Origin of the sequence: Streptosporangium vulgare (genome assembly GCF_042428775.1) — a bacterium.
Lineage (GTDB): Bacteria > Actinomycetota > Actinomycetes > Streptosporangiales > Streptosporangiaceae > Streptosporangium > Streptosporangium vulgare.
In genome coordinates this window covers 626,711-646,820 of sequence record NZ_JBHMBS010000001.1, presented here as the reverse complement: position 1 = coordinate 646,820, position 20,110 = coordinate 626,711, and the positions used below count along the sequence as shown (strand labels likewise).

Annotated in this window: 13 protein-coding genes; 1 reads left to right on the top strand and 12 read right to left on the bottom strand. The window is 71.3% G+C overall.

The features are described 5' to 3' along the window. Positions 1-91 precede the first annotated feature (91 nt). From pyk to gltB, 4 genes are all read right to left on the bottom strand, one after another. Positions 92-1,522, bottom strand: a complete 1,431-nt coding sequence (gene pyk, locus ACFFRH_RS02790; RefSeq protein WP_344747772.1) for a pyruvate kinase — start codon at positions 1,520-1,522, stop codon at positions 92-94. Positions 1,523-1,988: 466 nt separating this feature from the next. Further along, the gene (locus ACFFRH_RS02785) at positions 1,989-3,764 is read right to left on the bottom strand and encodes a S8 family peptidase (RefSeq protein ID WP_344747771.1); all 1,776 of its coding nucleotides are present in this window, start codon (positions 3,762-3,764) and stop codon (positions 1,989-1,991) included. Between the two features lie 379 nt (positions 3,765-4,143). Further along, positions 4,144-5,622, bottom strand: a complete 1,479-nt coding sequence (locus ACFFRH_RS02780; protein ID WP_386153841.1) for a glutamate synthase subunit beta — start codon at positions 5,620-5,622, stop codon at positions 4,144-4,146. Positions 5,623-5,749: 127 nt separating this feature from the next. Then, positions 5,750-10,255 carry a glutamate synthase large subunit gene (gltB, locus tag ACFFRH_RS02775; RefSeq protein WP_386153838.1) on the bottom strand — a complete coding sequence of 1,502 codons (4,506 nt, stop codon included), beginning with the start codon at positions 10,253-10,255 and terminating at the stop codon, positions 5,750-5,752. A 199-nt stretch (positions 10,256-10,454) separates the two neighbouring features. Between gltB and ACFFRH_RS02770 the strand changes: the two genes are divergently transcribed. Further along, the gene (locus ACFFRH_RS02770) at positions 10,455-12,443 is read left to right on the top strand and encodes a bis-aminopropyl spermidine synthase family protein (RefSeq protein ID WP_386153835.1); all 1,989 of its coding nucleotides are present in this window, start codon (positions 10,455-10,457) and stop codon (positions 12,441-12,443) included. Here ACFFRH_RS02770 and ACFFRH_RS02765 read toward each other — a convergent pair. From ACFFRH_RS02765 to trpB, 8 genes are all read right to left on the bottom strand, one after another. Next, positions 12,418-13,032, bottom strand: coding sequence for a hypothetical protein (locus ACFFRH_RS02765; RefSeq protein ID WP_344743809.1), 615 nt, complete (start codon positions 13,030-13,032; stop codon positions 12,418-12,420). The genes ACFFRH_RS02770 and ACFFRH_RS02765 overlap by 26 nt on opposite strands. 228 nt (positions 13,033-13,260) lie before the next feature. After that, on the bottom strand, positions 13,261-14,112 hold the full coding sequence (locus ACFFRH_RS02760) for a hypothetical protein (RefSeq protein WP_344743808.1): 852 nt from the start codon (positions 14,110-14,112) through the stop codon (positions 13,261-13,263). After that, positions 14,109-14,795 carry a VIT1/CCC1 transporter family protein gene (locus tag ACFFRH_RS02755; RefSeq protein WP_344743806.1) on the bottom strand — a complete coding sequence of 229 codons (687 nt, stop codon included), beginning with the start codon at positions 14,793-14,795 and terminating at the stop codon, positions 14,109-14,111. The genes ACFFRH_RS02760 and ACFFRH_RS02755 overlap by 4 nt, the downstream gene beginning before the upstream one ends. Positions 14,796-14,979: 184 nt before the next feature. Further along, positions 14,980-16,437, bottom strand: coding sequence for a prolipoprotein diacylglyceryl transferase (lgt, locus tag ACFFRH_RS02750; protein WP_344743805.1), 1,458 nt, complete (start codon positions 16,435-16,437; stop codon positions 14,980-14,982). A gap of 26 nt (positions 16,438-16,463) precedes the next feature. Then, positions 16,464-17,228, bottom strand: a complete 765-nt coding sequence (locus ACFFRH_RS02745; protein WP_344743804.1) for a DsbA family protein — start codon at positions 17,226-17,228, stop codon at positions 16,464-16,466. Beyond that, on the bottom strand, positions 17,228-17,797 hold the full coding sequence (locus ACFFRH_RS02740) for a MauE/DoxX family redox-associated membrane protein (protein WP_344743802.1): 570 nt from the start codon (positions 17,795-17,797) through the stop codon (positions 17,228-17,230). Before ACFFRH_RS02740 ends, ACFFRH_RS02745 begins: the two co-directional genes overlap by 1 nt. Before the next feature lie 206 nt (positions 17,798-18,003). Then, positions 18,004-18,798 carry a tryptophan synthase subunit alpha gene (gene trpA, locus ACFFRH_RS02735; protein WP_344743801.1) on the bottom strand — a complete coding sequence of 265 codons (795 nt, stop codon included), beginning with the start codon at positions 18,796-18,798 and terminating at the stop codon, positions 18,004-18,006. A 66-nt stretch (positions 18,799-18,864) separates the two neighbouring features. After that, entirely contained in the window at positions 18,865-20,085 is a 1,221-nt protein-coding gene (gene trpB / locus ACFFRH_RS02730) for a tryptophan synthase subunit beta (protein ID WP_344743811.1), read from the bottom strand. Positions 20,086-20,110 lie beyond the last annotated feature (25 nt).

Here is a 20,110-nt window from a genome sequence, read left to right as displayed (position 1 = left end):
TTTTTCGGCTTTTTGAATCCGCGGCCGGGCGGGAGGCCCCGGAAACGCGAACGGCCACCGCCGAAGCGGTGGCCGTACGCGATGGCGCAGATCAGCCGGGGTTGGAGACCGCCGCGCCGATGGTGTGCACGCGCAGGGCGTTGGTGGAACCCGCGGTGCCGGGAGGCGAACCGGCGACGATGACGACCTTGTCGCCCTTCTCCAGGCGGGAGTTGGCGAGCAGCGAGGCCTCCACCTGACGGACCATGTCGTCGGTGTGGTGGACGAACGGCACCTCGAAGGTCTCCACACCCCAGGTCAGCGCGAGCTGGTTGCGGACGTGGCTGGCGGAGGTGAACGCCAGCAGCGGGATCGGCGAGCGGTAGCGGGCCAGGCGGCGGGCCGTCTCACCGGACATGGTGAACGCCACCAGCGCCTTGGCGCCGACGATGGCGCCCACCTCGGCCGCGGCGCGGGCGATGGCGCCACCGGTGGTCTCCGGCAGCCGGTCGAGGCTGTGCGTGGCCTGCAGGGAGCTCTTCTCGGCGGTCGTGGCGATGCGGCTCATCGTCTCGACGACCTCGACGGGGTAGTTGCCGACCGAGGTCTCGCCGGAGAGCATGACCGCGTCGGCGCCGTCCATGACGGCGTAGGCGACGTCGGAGGCCTCGGCACGGGTGGGACGCGGGGCGGTGATCATCGACTCCAGCATCTGGGTGGCGACGATGACCGGGCGGGCCTTCTCGCGGCAGAGCTCGATGGCGCGCTTCTGCACGATGGGCACCTCCTCCAGGGGCAGCTCGACCCCGAGGTCACCGCGGGCGACCATGATGCCGTCGAAGGCTTCGATGATCTCCGGGAGCCGCTCCACGGCCTGCGGCTTCTCGATCTTGGCGAGCAGCGGGAGGCGGATGCCCTCCTGCTCCATGATGTTGCGCACCACGTCGGCGTCGGAGGGACGCCTGACGAAGGAGAGGGCGACGAGGTCGAAGCCGGTGCGCAGGGCCCAGCGGAGGTCGGTCTCGTCCTTGTCGGTCAGGACGGGGGCGCTGACGTTGACGCCGGGCAGGTTGAGGCCCTTGTTGTCGGAGATCATGCCACCGATGATCACGCGGGTGGTGACGCGCTGGCCGTCGACCCGGGTCACCTCCAGCCGGACGCGGCCGTCGTCGACCAGGATGTTGTCCCCGGGGCTGACGTCCTTGGGAAGCCCCAGGTAGGACGTGGAGACCTGGTCACGGTCGCCGGGAACCTCCTCAGTGGTGATCGTGAAGACATCACCGAAGCCGAGGCGGACGGGGCCCTCACCGAATTTGCCGACCCGGATCTTGGGACCCTGGAGGTCGGCCAGCAGACCCACGCCACGCCCGAGCTCGGCGGCGGCCTCCCTCACCCTGTCGTAAACCTCCTTGTGCAGCTCATGGCTGCCATGGCTGAGGTTGAAACGGGCCACGTCCATCCCGGCCGCGATCAGCTCGCGGAGGCGTTCGGGAGAGGAGGTGGCAGGGCCGAGAGTGCAGACGATTTTCGCGCGACGAGTCACGGATCCCACCCTAATTGGTACAGACCACTTGGTCGTGACGTTGGTCAGAGCGCCGATGAAAAAATCGGTGACACAAAGCTACCCTGGATGAACGGGAGGTTGCGAATCGCCCCTTATCTCAAACTTTGAGACCAGATGTCATAAAACGTCGCGACACTCGTGCTCGCGAACCTCGCGAGGCCCGTGTCCCCGAAAATCCGTGGAGTCCGCGTCCTCGAAGGCTCACGGAGCCGGCGTCCTCGAAGGCTCACGGAACCGGGCCCCCAAAGGCTCACAGCGCCCGCGTCCTCGAAGGCTCACGAAACCGAGCTCCCAGAAGCTCACAGAGCCCGCGTCCTCCAAGGAGAGGGAAACCCCCCGCGCCCCTGGCGATCCCCTCCTCGGAGGACCCTCAGGGGCGCCGGAATCCCACCGCCCCGCATCTCGTCGGCCCGCCCCCCCACCGGCCGGGATCCCATCGGACGTGTCAGGGAGTGGAGGCCGCGGCCTTGGCCGCGTTGGCGGCGCTGATGACACCGCGGCCGTAGAAGCCGTTGCGCGCCTTGGGACCCTCGCACTTGTGGACCTCGTCCACCACGAGGTCGATCTTGTAGGCGTACTCGCGCGGCGAGGGGCAGGCCTTCTCGGTGGCGGTGGAGTACAGCAGGCGCTGGACGTCCGCGGCGGGTAGCGCGAGACCGCCCTTGCCCGGCTTGCCGAAGCGGCTGATCAGGATGGCGGCGACGCCGGTGGCGTGCGGGGCGGCCATGGAGGTGCCGACGAGGTACTGGTAGTAGGCGCAGGTGCCGCCCTCGCAGTCCCGGATGACCGAGTCGGACTTCGGCGTGCCGTCGGCGGAGATCTGCCCCTTGGCCTTGAGCGCGTTCTCCGGCGCGGCGGCGAGGATGCCCCTGGTGGTGTCGTACGCGCCGCCGCCGTCGAACTCGTCCCCGCCGGGGGCCGCCAGGTCGGCCTGCTCGACGCCGTAGTCGGAGTAGTAGGCCTTGCGCCCGCTCTGGCCCACCGAGGTGACCGAGATGACGCCCGTGGACTCGGCCGGGACGTTGAGGCAGGAGTTGTCGACCTTGCGGTTGCGCTCGGCGTCCTTGGGGTAGTCGGGGCTGGTCGCGTCCTTGGTGGGCCTGCCGAGGTCGGTGGCGCCGTTGCCGATGGCGCTGATGAGGGTGACGCCGCGCTTGCGGGCGTAGTCGAGGGCGCGCTGCATGCCGGTGATGATGCCGCGCTGCTCCAGCTGCTCGGCCTTGGAGTCGGCGGGGTTGGCCTTGCAGTTGAACAGCCAGGGGTCGACGTAGAAGCTCATGTTGACCACGTCGATCCCGGTGTCGGCGGCGTAGGTGAGCGCCTCGATGCTGGGCTTGAGGAAGAACAGGCCGGAGTCCTGGCCCGCCCGCAGGTTCACCAGGGACACCTGGGGGGCGACCCCGGCGATGCCCACGCCGTTGAGCGGTGAGGCGATGGTGCTGGCCACGTGGGTGCCGTGGCCGTCGTCGTCCCAGTCGACCGGGTCCTTGCAGCTCTTGAACTCGCAGGGCCCGTCGAGGGTCTTGCCGTTGGGGTCCTTGGGCCGGTCGGTCACGAAGTTGCGGCTCAGGGCACGGTTGAAGTTGGGGGCGATGTCGGGGTGCTTGCCGTCGATGCCGGTGTCGATGACGCCGACCAGCACGCGCTTGTCACCGGGCTCGGCGGCGTAGGAGCCGTCCACGGTGGCGCCGATCATCTTCATGTCCCACTGCCGTCCGGCCAGCGGCTCGGGCGTACCGGCGGGCGCGCCGGCGGAGGAGGCGGGGGCGCCGGGGGTGCCCGCCCGCCCGAGGGCGTCGGCGGAGGGGAAGACGAGCGGGGTCCTGACCTGGGAGGCGGCCCCGGAAACGGTCTCGGCGCCGGGCGTCCTGGCCGCGGGAGCGGCGGCGGTCGCGGGAGGAATCGCGGCGGCGGAGCCGATCCTGCGGTCGGAGGAGACCCCCTCGACGGCGTCGCTGCCGGCCAGGCTCTCCACGAAGCGGGAGCCGGGAGCCTCGGCGAGGACGTAACCGATCCTGGTGTCGGTCGACAGGGCGCTACCGCCGCTCGCGGTGATCGCGTCGACCGCACGGTCGCGGGCTCCGTCCGCGTAGAAGACCAGGTACTCGCGGGTCTGGCCCGCGCCTGTCGTGGCCCCGCCGCCCAGGGCTCCCGCCGTGAGGGTCGCCGCCAGGGCGAGCACCGTCGCCGTGCCCGTCAGGCTTCTGATCCCGCGATTCATCGATCCTCCGCACCTGGCCTGACCATGAAGAATTATCTTTCAGGCATATGTGTGACAAAGCAATCCGAACACCTGCTCTGCGCATTTTTACCTGAAGCAGCCGGTAAGACACCCGGCACGCCGCACGAATGCCGGGCGCGATGGGCGACATCGCACCCGGAAGGTCATGACGTGCTCGGACCCGCCGCTTTCCCGCCGGACCGCCCCGGACCGGCCGGGTCGGCCATGACACCCGCGAGCCGGCCCTGAACTACAGGAACCGGTCCGGGTGCGCACGAATCAACCATGACACACCCGAACCGGCCATGAGATACCGGCCGACGGCCGCCCGGGGCCGGCGACCCGCTCGGGGCGCCGGCCGTCCGGAGGCCGCGAACGCTCAGACCAGGGGCCGCGCCGTCGGCGGGATCGCCACCGGCAGGGCCGTCTGGCCCGTGAGGTAGCGGTCGGCGGCCGAGGCGGCCGAGCGGCCCTCGGCGATCGCCCACACGATCAGCGACTGGCCCCGGCCCATGTCCCCGGCGACGAAGACGCCGTCGACCGAGGACATGTAGCCCTTGTTCCTGGCGACGTTGCCCCTGGGGTCGAAGAACTCGCCCCCGGCGACCTCGGCGAGCTCCTCCAGCAGGCCCTTCTTCTCCGGGCCGACGAAGCCCATCGACAGCGTGACCAGCTCGGCCGGGATCTCCCGCTCGGAGCCGGGCACCGGCTTGAACCCGGCCGCGGGACCCTCCACCTCGACCAGGCGCAGCGCCCGGACGTTGCCGTCGGCGTCGCCGACGAACTCGGTGGTGGAGACCGCGTAGACCCGGTCGCCGCCGCCGTCGGCCAGCTCCTCGTGGGCGCTCTCCATCTTGAACAGGATGGGGAACGTGGGCCACGGCTGGCTGCCGGGGCGGGCCTCCGGGGGCTGGGGCATGATCTCCAGCTGGGTGACCGAGACGGCCCCCTGCCGGATCGCGGTGCCGATGCAGTCGGCGCCGGTGTCGCCGCCGCCGATCACGACGACGTGCTTGCCCTCGGCGCTGATCGGCGAGACCGGGAAGTCGCCCTCCTGGACCTTGTTGGAGGGCGGCAGGTACTCCATCGCCTGGTAGACGCCCTTGAGGTCGCGCCCGGCGACGGGCAGGTCCCGCCACTGGGTCGCGCCGCCGGCCAGGACGATCGCGTCGAACTCCTCGCGCAACCGCGCCGCCGTGATGTCCACGCCGACGTTGACGCCGGTACGGAACTCGGTGCCCTCGGCCCGCATCTGGTCGAGACGGCGGTCGATGTGCCGCTTCTCCATCTTGAACTCGGGGATGCCGTAGCGGAGCAGGCCGCCGATCCGGTCGGCCCGCTCGAACACGACCACGTCGTGCCCGGCCCTGGTGAGCTGCTGCGCGGCGGCCAGGCCCGCGGGCCCGGAGCCGACGACCGCGACCCTCTTACCGGTCTTCGAGGCGGGGATCTGGGGGGTGACCCAGCCCTCGTCGAAGGCGCGGTCGATGATCTCGACCTCGACCCGCTTGATCGCGACCGGGTCGGAGTTGATGCCGAGCACGCACGCCGCCTCGCACGGAGCCGGGCACAGGCGGCCGGTGAACTCCGGGAAGTTGTTGGTGGCGTGCAGGCGCTCGATCGCCTCCCGCCAGTCGTCCCGGTAGACCAGGTCGTTCCACTCGGGGATCAGGTTGCCCAGCGGGCAGCCGTTGTGGCAGAACGGGATGCCGCAGTCCATGCACCGCGCGGCCTGCTTGGTCAGCGCGGGCTTGGGGAAGTCCTCGTAGACCTCCCGCCAGTCGCGGATGCGCACGTCCACCGGGCGGCGCGCCGGCAGCTCGCGTCCGTGAGCGAGGAAACCCTTGGGGTCAGCCATCGGTCGTACCTCCCTTATCCGTGAAATCCGTGAGAAGCGTGGAGAGCCCGGAAACCCCGGAACCCCTGGAACGGCGGAGAAACATGGGCGACACGAACGGCCGCCGGCATGGGAACGGACATCGGCCTCACCCCTGGACCGCGGCGGTCATGACGGCCTCGTCGATGTCGCGGCCCTCCAGCCGGGCGGACTCGGCGGCCCGCAGGACCCGCTTGTAGTCCGTCGGCATGATCTTGCTGAACCGGGACGGGTCCCAGTCGGTGAGGACCGCCTTGGCGACCGTGGAGCCGGTCTCGGTCAGGTGGGCCTCGACGATCTCGCGCAGCGCCTCGGACTCGGCCTCGTCGAGCTCCTCGATCTCGACCATCTCCCGGTTGACCCGCTCGGTGTCGAGGTCGAGCAGGTAGGCGACGCCGCCCGACATGCCGGCCGCGAAGTTGCGGCCGGTCGGGCCGAGGACGACCACCTTGCCGCCGGTCATGTACTCGCAGCCGTGGTCGCCGACGCCCTCGACCACCGCGGTGGCCCCGGAGTTGCGGACGCAGAACCGCTCCCCCACGACGCCGCGGATGAAGGCCTCACCGGAGGTCGCGCCGTACAGGCCGACGTTCCCGGCGATGATGTGCCCGTCCAGCGGGGCCGCGTCGTGCGGCTGGACCGAGATCCGGCCGCCGGACAGGCCCTTGCCCACGTAGTCGTTGGCGTCGCCGGTGAGCCGAAGGGTGATCCCCCTGGGCAGGAAGGCCCCGAAGGAGTTGCCCGCGGAACCGGTGAAGCGCACGTCGATGGTGTTGTCGGGCAGGCCGGCGCCGCCGTACCGCTTGGTCACCTCGTGGCCGAGCATGGTGCCGACCGTGCGGTTGACGTTGCGGATGGGCAGGTCGAGCGTGACCCGGGAACCGCCCTTGAGCGCGCCCTCGGCGAGCTGGATCAGCGTGTTGTCCAGCGCCTTGGCCAGCCCGTGGTCCTGCTCCACCGTACGGCGCAGCGAGGCGCCCGCGGGCAGCTCGGGCTGGTGCAGGATCGGCGCCAGGTCCAGGCCCGAGGCCTTCCAGTGGTTCTCGGCCGGGGTGGTGTCCAGCAGCTCGGCGTGGCCGACGGCCTCCTCGATGCTGCGGAAGCCCAGCGCGGCGAGATACTCGCGGATCTCCTCGGCGACGAACTCGAAGAAGTTGACCACGAACTCGGGCTTGCCGGTGAACCGCTTGCGCAGCTCCGGGTTCTGGGTGGCGACGCCGACCGGGCAGGTGTCCAGGTGGCAGACGCGCATCATCACGCAGCCGGAGACGACCAGCGGGGCCGTGGCGAAGCCGAACTCCTCGGCGCCGAGCAGCGCGGCGATGACCACGTCGCGGCCGGTCTTGAGCTGGCCGTCCACCTGCACGACGATCCGGTCGCGCAGGCCGTTGAGCAGCAGCGTCTGCTGGGTCTCGGCCAGGCCGAGCTCCCAGGGGGCGCCCGCGTGCTTGAGCGAGGTGAGCGGGGACGCGCCGGTGCCGCCGTCGTGGCCGGAGATGAGCACGACGTCCGCGTGGGCCTTGGACACACCCGCCGCGACCGTGCCGACCCCGACCTCGGCCACGAGCTTGACGTGCACCCGGGCGGCCGGGTTCGCGTTCTTCAGGTCGTGGATGAGCTGGGCGAGGTCCTCGATCGAGTAGATGTCGTGGTGCGGCGGCGGCGAGATGAGGCCGACGCCCGGGGTGGAGTGCCGGGTCTTCGCGATCCACGGGTAGACCTTGTGGCCGGGCAGCTGGCCGCCCTCGCCGGGCTTGGCGCCCTGGGCCATCTTGATCTGCACGTCGTCGGCGTTGACCAGGTACTCCGAGGTCACGCCGAACCGGCCGGAGGCCACCTGCTTGATCGCCGAGCGGCGAGCCGGGTCGTGCAGCCGCTCGGGGTCCTCGCCGCCCTCACCGGTGTTGGACTTGCCGCCCAGCCGGTTCATCGCGATGGCGAGCGTCTCGTGCGCCTCCATCGAGATGGAGCCGTACGACATCGCGCCGGTGGAGAAGCGCTTGACGATCTCGCTCACCGGCTCGACCTCGTCGATCGGCACCGGCTCGCGGACACCCTCCCGCAGCTTGAACATGCCGCGCAGCGTCATCAGCTTCTCCGCCTGGGAGTCCACCAGGCCGGTGTACTCCTTGAAGATCTCGTAGCGGCGCGAGCGGGTGGCGTGCTGCAGCTTGAAGACGGTCTCGGGGTTGAACAGGTGCGGCTCGCCCTCGCGGCGCCACTGGTACTCGCCGCCGACCTCCAGGCGGCGGTGGGCGTTCTCGGCCCGGGGGTAGGCGCGCAGGTGACGCTGCGCCGCCTCCTCGGCCAGGACGTCGAAGCCGACGCCGCCCAGGCGGGACGTGGTCCCGGTGAAGCAGGCGTCCACGACCTCCTGGCTCAGGCCGAGCGCCTCGAAGATCTGCGCCCCGGTGTAGGAGGCGACCGTGGACACCCCCATCTTGGACATGACCTTCAGCACGCCCTTGCCGTACGCCTTGATGAGGTTGCGCACGGCCTTGTGCCGGTCGACCTTCAGGGCGCCGGAGTCGACCATGTCCTCGACGGTCTCGATGGCGAGGTACGGGTTCACCGCGCCCGCCCCGTAGCCGACGAGGAGCGCCATGTGGTGCGCCTCGCGCGCCTCGCCGGTCTCGACGACCAGACCGATCTTGGTACGGGTCTTCTCGGCGATCAGGTGGTGGTGGACGGCACCGGTGAGCAGCAGCGAGGGGATCGGCGCCAGGGTCGCGGAGGAGCCGCGGTCGGACAGCACGATGATCCGCGCCCCGCCCTCGATCACCGAGGAGACCTCGGCGCGGATCTCCTGGATGCGGCGCAGCAGCGCCTCGCCGCCGCCCGCGACCTCGTACAGGCCGGAGACCACGTGCGGGTGGAAGCCCGGCAGCGCGCCCTCGTCGTTGATGTGGATGATCTTCGCGAGCTCGTCGTTGTCGAGCACCGGGTAGGGCAGCACCAGCTGGCGGCAGGAGGCCGGGCCCGGGTCGAGCAGGTTGCCCTCGGGGCCGATCGTGCTGGCCAGGGAGGTGACGAGCTCCTCGCGGATCGCGTCCAGCGGCGGGTTGGTGACCTGCGCGAACAGCTGGCTGAAGTAGTCGAACAACAGCCGGGGCTTCTCGCTGAGCACCGCGACCGGGGTGTCGGTGCCCATCGAGCCGATCGGCTCGATGCCCGCCCTCGCCATCGGCGCCAGGATGATCCGCAGCTCCTCCTCGGTGTAGCCGAAGGTCTGCTGCCGCTTGATCAGCGCCTCGTGCGACGGCGCCTCGTGCGAGCGGGCGGGCAGCTCCTCGAAGCGGACCAGCCCGGCGTGCAGCCAGTCCGCGTACGGCAGCTCGGCCGCCAGCTCGGCCTTGATCTCGTCGTCCTCGATGATCTTGCCGAGCTCGGTGTCGATCAGGAACATCTTGCCGGGCTGCAGGCGGCCCTTGCGGACCACGTCCTCGGGGGCGATGTCCAGCACGCCCGCCTCGGAGGCCAGCACGACCAGGCCGTCCGCGGTCACCCAGAACCGGCCAGGGCGCAGGCCGTTGCGGTCGAGCACCGCGCCGACGAGGGTGCCGTCGGAGAAGGTGATCGAGGCCGGGCCGTCCCAGGCCTCCATCATCGTGGAGTGGAACTCGTAGAACGCCCGCCGCGCGGGGTCCATCTCGGTGTGGTTCTCCCACGCCTCGGGGATCATCATCAGCACCGCGTGCGGCAGGCTGCGTCCCGCGAGGTGGATGAGCTCCAGCGTCTCGTCGAAGGAGGCGGTGTCGGAGCCGGCCGGGTCGCAGATCGGGAAGAGCCGCGACAGGTCGCCCGGCAGGTTCGCCGTCTTCAGCATGGCCTCGCGGGCGCGCATCCAGTTGCGGTTGCCCTTGACCGTGTTGATCTCACCGTTGTGGGCGACGTAGCGGTACGGGTGCGCCAGCGGCCACGAGGGGAAGGTGTTGGTGGAGAAACGCGAGTGGACCAGCGCGATCGCGGTCTCGTAGCGCTCGTCGCTCAGGTCGGGGAAGAACTGCTCGACCTGCAGCGGGGTGAGCATGCCCTTGTAGACGATGGTCCGGGAGCTCAGCGAGGGGAAGTAGACGTTCGCCTCGTGCTCGGCCCGCTTGCGCAGGCAGAAGGCCAGCCGGTCCAGCTCCAGGCCGCTCTCGCCGTCCGGGGAGGCCACGAACAGCTGGCCGAAGAACGGCATCACCGCGCGGGCGCTCGGCCCGGGAAGCTCGGGGGTGGTCGGGACGTCGCGCCAGCCGAGGACCGTGAGGCCCTCCTCCGCGGCGATCTCCTCGATCAGCCGCACCGCGGCCTCGCGGGCCCCCGCCTCGGCGGGCAGGAAGGCCATGCCGGCGGCGTAGGAACCGGCCAGGGGCAGGGGGAAGTCAGCCACCACGCGGAAGAAGGTGTCGGGGATCTGCGTCAGGATCCCGGCCCCGTCGCCGGTGTCCGGTTCGCTACCCTGGGCTCCCCGGTGGTCGAGATTGCACAGCGCGGTCAATGCCTTCGCGACGATGTCGTGGCTACGGCGACCGGCAACGTCCGCGACCATGGCGACACCGCAGGCGTCGTGCTCATGTGAGGGGTGGTACAGGCCCTGGGGCTCGGGAAAGCCGAGGTGGGCAGCAGGCATTGAATCCCTCCCGTCGTCTTGCTTCTTTCGAACAAGCAAGGGACGACGTTGGCCCTGCTGCGTGGTGGGTAGAGATTACCGTACCCTGCCGGATACCTACCTACCCGGTGAGATCGCGCCGAATTAGTGCCGGTTCGCCCGGTTCGTTTAACACCCAACGGTGGCACAACATTCCAGGTCCGGGCCCTATGGTGGCCCAATGGAACCGAACGACCCCACCGGCCCGGACGGCCCCACCGGTCTGACAAACACCAGCACTCCGGACATCCCGGGCGTGTCGGGGCGATCGGGCGTGCCGGAGACCCCCGGGAAGACCGGGGCCGAGGCGCTCGTCGCGCGGGCGGGCGTCGACGGCAGGCGGCTGCGAAACGCGCTGGTCATCCTGGGTGACGGCCGCTGGTGGACGCTCGCCGACCTGGTCAGGGAGACCGCGATCTCGCGGCGGACCATCGAGGCGCTGCTGCGTGAGGTGGACGCGGAGCTGGAGCGCTCCGGCGACCGGTTCAGGCTCCCGGCCCCTCCCGCCTGGCTGGCGCCTGCCTGGCAGCATCCTGCCAGGCAGGACCCTGCGGAACGGGCCTCGGCCCGGCAAGATCCTGCCAGGCAGGATGCTGCCGGACAGGCGGAGAGCGCCTCGACACCGGCCGGACCGCGAGTGAGCGACCCCACACCGCCCGGACCGGGAACCACCGGCCCCGCACCGGACCGTCCGGAGACGACCGGCCCCACACCGCCCGGACCGGGAATCACCGGCCCCGCACCGGTCCGGACCGGGGCGAGGACCCTCGCCCCCGCGGACCCGGTGGCCCACCTGCTCCCCGGCCACGCGGACCTGGTCGCGCGGATGGACGAGCTGATCGCCAAGGCGCCCCGGGGCCGCCACACGCTGGACCACGTCGCCGCGACCGGCGAGACCGTGGTCAGGCGGGCGCTGCTGCTGGACGCCCGGTTCTGGCTGGACGGGGCCAGGCTGCTGTGCGTGGGCGACCACGACCTGACCTCGCTCGCCACCGCGATGCTGCACCCGGGCGTCGAGGTGACCGTCGTCGACGTCGACGAGCGCATCCTCGCCTACATCGCCGGGCAGGCCGACCGGCTCGGCCTGGCCGTACGGACCCGCTGGGCCGACCTGCGCCTGGGGCTGCCCGCCTCCGCGCGGTCCTGGGCCGACCTGGCGATCACCGACCCTCCCTACACCCCCGAGGGCGTCGGGCTGTTCGTCGCCCGCTGCGCGGAGGGGCTGCGCGACCGCGAGCAGGGCCGGATCATGCTGGCGTACGGCGCCAGCGAGCGCACCCCCGCGCTCGCCCTCAAGGTGCAGCAGACCCTGTCGCAGCTCAACCTCGTCAACGAGGCGATCTATCCCGACTTCAACCGCTATTTCGGCGCCGAGGCCATCGGTTCGGCCGCCGATCTGTACGTCCTGCGTCCCACGACGAGGACCTGGCCCGCCGCGGCCGCCCGCGTCGAGGCGTCCGGCACCGCCATCTACACGCAGGGCCCGCAGTCCGTGGAGTCGGCGCCCCCCACCGCCGCCGCCCCGGCCGCGGACTCCGGCGACGGGTTCGTCCCGGAGGTGCTGGTGGGCGAATGGCCCCGTGACGTGCTGCCCAAGGCCCCCAGAGCGCGCCTGGCGACCTGGCTGGCCAAGCCCTACGCCAGCGACCCGGCCAGGGTGGCGATCTCCGTACCCGCCGGTCTGGAGGCCGCGCTGCCCCGGCTGCTGCTCGCCACCCGCGCCTCAGAGGTCCGGGTCACGCTGGCCGCGCCCCCGAAGGATCTCCCCACCGACCTGCTCGCCCCCGTCTACGAGCTCACCGCCGAGGGCGCGTCCGTGCGCGCCGTACGGGTGGCACCGCCCGCCGGGAACACCGGGAACACCGAGGACGTACGGCACGCCGGAAACGCCGAGGACACCGGGAACACCGGGAACGCCGGCGAGACGGGCGACGCGGCGAGGATCCTGCGCCGCGTCCTGGACAACGCGCACGGCAAGCTCGCCAACACCTGGCGCGAGGCCCTGATCAGGGTGAGGGGCGACCTGACGAAGAAACAGGCCAGGGCGGTCGTCGCCGCCGTGGCCCCGTGGGCGGGCGACGTCACCGTCCTGGAACTGCCCGCCCACCGGCTGCTGGAGCTGCGGGCCGCGGTGGAGAGCTCCCTCAGCGCACCAGCCGACGCTGGATGACCAGGCCGAGACCGTCCACCGCGACCTGCGGGTAGGTGAGATCCACCTTGCTCCCCGGCACGACGGGGGCGACCCAGCTCACCGTGACGTAGTGCCCGAGGCCGCGGACCTGGGCCCAGCTGCGTGAGCCGTCGAAGCCGTCGGGCGTGCCGGGGGCGGGCCGGACGAAGCCGCCGTTCCTGAGCGCCGCCACGAGTTTGTCGGCGGCGGCGGAGTCGGCGAGGTTGAAGATCAGGAACTGGCCGGAGACCGCTCCGTCCTCGGTCTCGTAACGGGCCCGCAGCACCTGCGTGCACCCGCCGAGCGCGTCCTCCGCGCTCCCCCAGGCCGCTTCGGCGCAGTCGGCGAGAGCCTCGGTGTTCTTGAGCGCGAGCCTGGTCGTGCCCGCCGACACCGACGGGCCGGGGAACATCTCGGCGACGGTGAGCGGCTGGGGATCGAGGGCCCGGGTCGCGATGGGCGCGTAGTGGGCCGTACTGGGCTCCGCACGCAGGACGGCGGCACGCGGGGCGGGCGCGTCGCCCAGCCACAGGAAGGCTCCCAGGCCGGCGACCCCGGCCAGCACGACGATGATGATCCACTTGCGCATGAGGAAAAAGCTTACTTCGACATCTCACCGGCCCTCGAAGAACCAGGATTCCTGCCCGAAATCAGAGGCTCACGCTTCGTGACCCGGGATGACCGGACACCGTCGGTTCGGACGACTCAGCCGACTCAGCCGGTTCGGCCGACTCTGCTGACTCGACCCGCTCAGCCGGTTCGGCGGAAACCGGCCGGAAAGATCCGGGAAGCGGGGAAGCGACCCGGCGTACGGGAACTACTGGGCCGGGGCGGGTGCCGGGGAGGCGGCGACGATACGACGGAAGATCGCCTTTTCCGTGGCGCGGAGTGTCAGGGAGAGCGAGACGAAGTCGTCCCTCGGTCCCGGCTCCGCCCCGTCGGCCCTGCCGATCCAGACCAGGCCCGCGTAGTGCCCCATGGCGTGACCGCTCGCCTCGGTGTGCCCACCGGCGGGGAAGGCCGCCCTGGGCGTCTCCAGCGGCCGGACCCAGCCGCCCCGGTGCAGGGTGGTCAGCATGTTCGCCAGCGTGTCGGCGGAGGCGGTGTCGCGGAGGTTGAACATGGTGTACTGGGCGATGTAACGGCCGTCGGCGCTGGTGTACAGGCCCCTGGCCACCTGGGTGCACCCTCCCTGGGTGAGCAGGTCGGCGAGCCCCTGACCCCAGATCGCCGCCAAGCAGTCGGTCTCCAGCCGGGGGGTGCCCGCCAGCCTCAGCGTGATCCTGCCCTCCTTGAGGGTCTTGGCGAAGAGGTCCTTGACCGTCAGCGGCTTGGGGTCGGCCTTGCTCTCCGCGATCGGCGCGAACACCTTGGAGGAGGGCCATCCCTTGTAGACGTCCGGCCGGGGTTCGGTGCCGATGACCGAGGCGGTGGCCCGCTCGGGCACGAAGTCGTTGCCGATCGCGGAGATCGCCAGGGTGAGGGCGAGCGCGGCGACCAGCACTCCCGCCAGCGAGCCGAACACCAGCACCAGCCGCTGCTGGGTCAGGGTCAGCCCCCACTCCTCCAGCTGGGGGACGCTCCAGGTCCGCGCCTTGCCGGAGGTACGGCGACGCTTGCGCCCGGGGGCCGGCGAGGGCGGGGCCGGGGTCGGGGGTGGCGGGGTCACAGTGCGGTTCCTCCCAGGAAGGTGCCCAGGGCGAAGGTGAGGCCGGCGGCGACCGCGCCGACGACGAGCTGGCGCAGCCCGCTGTACCACCAGCTGCGCGCGGTGACCCGGGAGACCAGCGCGCCCGCGCCGAACAGCGCCAGGCAGGAGATCACCGCCGAGGCCGTCAGGCTGGTGACACCGAGCAGGTACGGCAGCAGGGGCAGGAGCGCGCCCACGGCGAACGACAGGAACGAGGAGACCGCGGCGATCCTGGGCGAGGGCAGGTCGCGGAAGGTGACGCCGAGCTCGGCCTCGGTGTGCACCTCCAGGGCCCTCTCGGGGTCCAGCGAGATCTGCCTGGCCACCTCGGCCGCCACAGCGGGGTCGACGCCCCGCTCCTCGTAGAGCTTGGCGAGCTCCTCCAGCTCCGCCTCGGGATGGCGTTCGAGCTCGCGCCGCTCGACGTCGATCTCGGCCAGGGCGAGCTCCCGCTGGCTGGCCACCGAGACGTACTCGCCACCGGCCATGGAGAACGCGCCCGCCGCCAGCCCGGCGATACCGGCCAGCAGGATGACCCCGGTGCTCGCGGCGCCGCCGGCGACCCCGGCGATCAGGGCGAAGTTGGAGACGAGACCGTCCATCGCGCCGAACACCGACGGCCGCAGCCAGCCGCCGTTGACGTCGCGATGCCGGTGGTGCATCTCGGCACTCCCCCTGGGAGCGCCCGAGCTCACTTCGGTCCTTCGGCGCGATGAGACCCCGGGGAATCAGCGCCCGGGGGAGGCGGCGAGCCGCCGGTCTCGGCCCCGGAGAGGGGACGCGCCGATGTGCCGGACGATCCGGCCGCGTGTCCGGGGCCCCGGGGCCTCGACCGTGGGAAGAACGTCAACGTCGTTCTTTCTCGCCTTCGGGAACGCCCTTCGGCGCCTTCGGCGCGGCCTCCTCGCGGAGATCGTCTCTCTCCGCGCCCGGAGCGGCCTCGTCTCCGACGGTGGCCCTGTCGGAGACCGTGGCGCTGTCGGCAGCGGTGGCGCCGCCGGAGACGGCCTCGCCGTCCGGGACGGTCCTGCCCGAGGCGGTGCCGTCCGAAGTGATCTTTCCTGGGGTGACGCCCTCCGAGATGATCCCGGCGGGGGCCGCGGCCGGAACCGCTCCGCCGGGCTCCCCGGTGACGGGGGCGCCCTCCACCGGCTCGGCCTGGTCCGACGGGTGGGCCGGATCGACCGAGTCTCCGGCCGTGCCCGAGCCCTCGGCCGCGAGCGTCGCCGAGGCGGGCCGCGACGTGGCGTCCTGCCCGGTCTCGCCGTCGTTCTCCGCCTGGTCGGCCTGGTCGGACGGGTGGGCCGGATCGACGGGGTCCCCCGCGCCGTCTCCCACGCCCGACGCGGCCAGGGCCGCGGCCGGTGCGGCGGCGTCCGCGTCCTTGTCACCGTCCTTCGCCGAAGCCGAAGCCGGATCCGCGCCCGCGCTCTCCTCGTCCCCGGAAACGGCGGCCCCGCCCGTGAGGTCGGCGGGATCGGTCACCGGGGTGACCCGCTCCTCGCCGGTCTTGTTCCTGGTGTACCAGAAGTAGGCCATCGCCCCGATGAACACGATGATCGAGGTCCACTGGTTGAGCCGCAGGCCGAGGATGTGGTGGGCGGTGTCGATCCGCAGGCCCTCGATCCAGAAGCGGCCCACGGTGTAGCCGGCGACGTAGAGCGCGAACAGGCGGCCGTGGCGGAGCATGAGCTTGCGGCCGATCCAGATGAGGACCAGCGCCAGGCCCAGGTCCCAGATCGACTCGTACAGGAACGCGGGGTGGTAGGTGTCCTCACCCGGCACCGTGCCCGGCCGGTCGGGGTCGATCTCCAGGCCCCACGGCAGGTCGGTGGGACCGCCGAACAGCTCCTGGTTGAAGTAGTTGCCCCAGCGGCCGATGGCCTGGGCCACCGCGATGCCGGGGGCCACGGTGTCGGCCACCGCGGTCAGGGAGATGCCCCGGCCGCGGCAGCCCAGCCAGACGCCCACGCCACCGAGCGCGACGGCGCCCCAGATGCCCAGGCCGCCGTTCCAGATGAAGAGCGCCTCGATCGGCTCGTTGGGCGCGTCCGGCCCGAAGTAGAGCTGCCAGTCGGTGATGACGTGGTAGAGGCGACCACCGACCAGGCCGAACGGCACGGCCCAGACGGCGAGATCCACGATCGTTCCAGGGACACCGCCGCGGGCGCGCCAGCGGCGCTCGCCGATGGCGACCGCGACGACGACGCCGAGCACGATGCACAGTGCGTAGGCCCGGATGGGGACCACGCCGAAGAGATGCCAGACCCCCTGGGAGGGGCTGGGAATCGAGGCGAGGGGCATGTCAGGTGACGTTACCGTGTCGCGCGCTACTTGGCGGCATCAAGAACGGCCTGGCGTAGTTCCGCCGGTTTGAAAGCCACCGCGGTGTCCATCTCGGTGCCGTTGAGTTTCAGCGTCGGGGTGCCCGTGAGCTTCTGGCTCTTGAGGACCTCGGCGCTGTAGGCGAGGTGCGCGGACGCCTTCTCCTGGCTGGTCACGCACTTCTCGAAGTTGGGGTCGGTCACCCCGGCGTCCTTGCCCCAGGCGATCAGGTCGGGGATCGCGAAGCCCTCCGCGGTCTCCGACGGCTGCTCCTCGAACAGCTTGTCGTGGAACCTGCTCCAGGGGGCTCCTCCAGGGATGCAGCGGGAGGCCGCCCCCGCGCGCAGGGAGTTACCCCGGGTGACGCCCTTGTTGGTCTGCTCCGAGAAGATCGTGATCGGGTGGTAGACCACCTTGGCCTTGCCCTCGGCCGCCAGGTTCTTGATCGTGGCGCCGCTGGTCCTCTCCAGTGCCTCGCAGGCGGGGCACTGGAAGTCCTCGAAGACGTCCAGGACCGGCTTCTCCACGCCCGCCTTGGCCATGACCACCGAACCGTCCGAGGTGACGGTGACCGGTGCGAGCGAGGCGCCGACCTTCTCGGACCTGCTGCTCTGGGCGGCGAACCACCAGCCCGACCCGACTGCGGCGACCGCGACGACGGCGACCGTCCCGATGGTCACCATGCGCTTACGCCTCTCCTTCACCAGCTGCTCTTCGCGCTGCGCCTTGATCCGATCACGCGCCGACTGCTCCCGCGCGGCCTTGCCCATCAGACAGTCTCCTTCTCCTGGTGCTCCTCCTCGTCGTCACCGCCGGTGTCGCCGTCGGGATCGCCCTCGGGGTTGCCGTCAGAGTCGCCGTACGGCTCCTGTCCCGGGGTGAGGCCCAGGGCGGAGTCCAGCGCGAGGCGGCCCGGAGGGAACCAGGCGACGAGCACGCCGAGCCCGAAGAGACCGAAGTCACGCAGGATGTCGATGAGGTAGTCGGGCTCCACCCCGGCCGCCAGCTGACCGCCGCCGCCGAAGCAGCCGCAGTCGATGCGCAGCCCGCGCGCCCACGCCGAGGCGATCCCGATGACGAACGCCAGCATGAGCAGTGCCGAGATGACACCCGCCGCCCGGGTGAGCAGCCCGACGACCAGCAACACCCCCACGACGATCTCCAGGATCGGCAGGCCGTAGCCGACCGCCGTGGCGAGCGATTCAGGGAGCAGTTCATATGCCTCGACCGCCTGAACCGAGAGCACCGGGGTGCCGATCTTGCCCCAACCCGCGACGATCAGCACGCCCGCCAGCACCAGCCGCGAGACGGTCGTTACCCAGGGTAGCGCCGAAATCACGAAACGCGACCTATTGGGCGCGGGGTTGTCAGAGGTCACGAGTACCATTCTCCTATTCCAGGCCCGGGCGCGGACGTCTCCGGCGAACGCAAGGTATCCGAAGGAAACCTCATCACGGGCTGGATAAGCGTCGAATAAGCCTGTCCGACAGGCACGAAACCCGGCCGCGACCCCTCGTGGGAGGGATCGCGCCCGGGCGGGTCTCCTCAGCCTCGGACGCCCGCCGCCAGCTCGGCGCCCAGCTCGCGGACGGCCGCCAGACCCGAGGTCTCGTCGGGGGCGTCCAGGACGCGACGGATGAACGCCGACCCCACGATGACGCCGTCGGCGTAGCCGGCGACCTCGGCGGCCTGGCGGCCGGTGCCGACGCCCAGGCCGACGCACACCGGCAGGGAGGTGTGCCTGCGGGTGCGCTCGACCAGGCCCTGCGCGGCCTCGCCGACCGATTCGCGGGCACCGGTGACGCCCATCAGCGACGCCGCGTAGACGAAGCCGGTGCAGCTGTCGACGACGGCCTCGATGCGGGCCTCGGTGGAGCTGGGCGCGACCAGGAAGACCGTGTCGATCCCGGCCGCGGCGCTCGCCTCGCGCCAGGGGCCGGCCTCCTCGGGGGTGAGGTCGGGGGTGATGGTGCCCACCCCGCCCGCGCTCGCCAGGTCCCGGGCGAAGCGGTCGGCGCCGTAGCGGTCGATCGGGTTCCAGTACGTCATGACCAGGGTGGCGGCGCCGGTGGCGGCCACGCCCTCGACCGTGCGCAGCACGTCGGCGATGCGGGTGCCGTTGGTCAGCGCCCGGTGGACGGCGTCCTGGATCGTCGGACCGTCCATCAGGGGGTCCGAGTAGGGCAGACCGATCTCGATCACGTCGCAGCCCGCCTCCACCATGGCGGTGGCGACGGCGATCGCACCTTCCTTGCTGGGGAACCCGGCGGGCAGGTATCCGATGAGGGCGGCGCGGTCGTCCGCCTTAGCCTTGGCGAACACCGTCTGGAGAGTCGTCATCGTTACTTCCGTTGCGGTTCGTCCCCTCCGGGCCGCCGGAGAGGAAGCAAGTCGGTCGTCAGAGGTTCAGAGGTTGAAGTACTTCATCGCGGTGCCCATGTCCTTGTCGCCCCGGCCCGAGAGGTTGACCAGGATCGTCGCCTCGGGACCCATCTCCCGGCCCAGCTTGAGGGCTCCGGCGAGCGCGTGCGAGGACTCGATCGCGGGGATGATGCCCTCGGTGCGGGCGAGCAGCGCGAAGGCGTCCATCGCCTCGGCGTCGGTGATGCCGTGGTAGGTGGCGCGGCCGCTGTCCTTGAGCCAGGCGTGCTCGGGGCCGACGCCGGGGTAGTCGAGGCCGGCCGAGATCGAGTGCGACTCGATCGTCTGGCCCTCGTCGTCCTGCAGCACGTAGGTGCGCGAGCCGTGCAGCACGCCGACGGAGCCCGCGGTGAGGGTGAGGGCGTGCTCGCCGCTCTCCAGGCCCCGGCCGCCCGCCTCGTAGCCGTGCAGCTGGACGTCCTGGTCGTCGAGGAAGGCGTGGAAGATGCCGATGGCGTTCGATCCACCGCCGACGGCGGCGGCGACCGCGTCGGGCAGCCTGCCGGTGAGCTCCAGCATCTGGCGGCGGGCCTCGACGCCGATGATCCGGGCGAAGTCGCGGACGATCTCCGGGAACGGGTGCGGGCCCGCGATGGTGCCGAAGAGGTAGTGCGTGCGGTCGACGTTGGCGACCCAGTCGCGGAACGCCTCGTTGATGGCGTCCTTGAGGGTCTGGCTGCCGTTGGTGACCGGGACGACGGTGGCGCCGAGCAGCTTCATGCGGGCGACGTTGAGCGCCTGGCGCTCGCAGTCGACGGCCCCCATGTAGATCACGCACTCCAGGCCCATCAGGGCGGCGGCGGTCGCGGTGGCGACGCCGTGCTGGCCGGCGCCGGTCTCGGCGATCACCCGCGTCTTGCCCAGGCGCTTGGTCAGCAGGGCCTGGCCGAGCACATTGTTGATCTTGTGGGCGCCGGTGTGGGTGAGGTCCTCGCGCTTGAGGACGATCCGGGCGCCGCCCGCCTGCTCGGCGAAGCGGGGGACGTCGGTCAGCGTGGTCGGCCGCCCGGCGTAGGTGCGCAGCAGGTGGTCGAACTCCCGCAGGAACGCGACGTCGTTCTTCGCCCTGTCGTACTCGGCCGCGACCTCGTCCAGCGCCGGGATGAGCGCCTCGGGCACGTAGCGTCCGCCGAAGACGCCGAACTTGCCGTGGATGTCGGGATCGTTGCCGTGGGCGGCGTTCCCCGCGAGGTCGGCGGTGGTGATGACGGTTCCCTCGTGCGTTGTCACT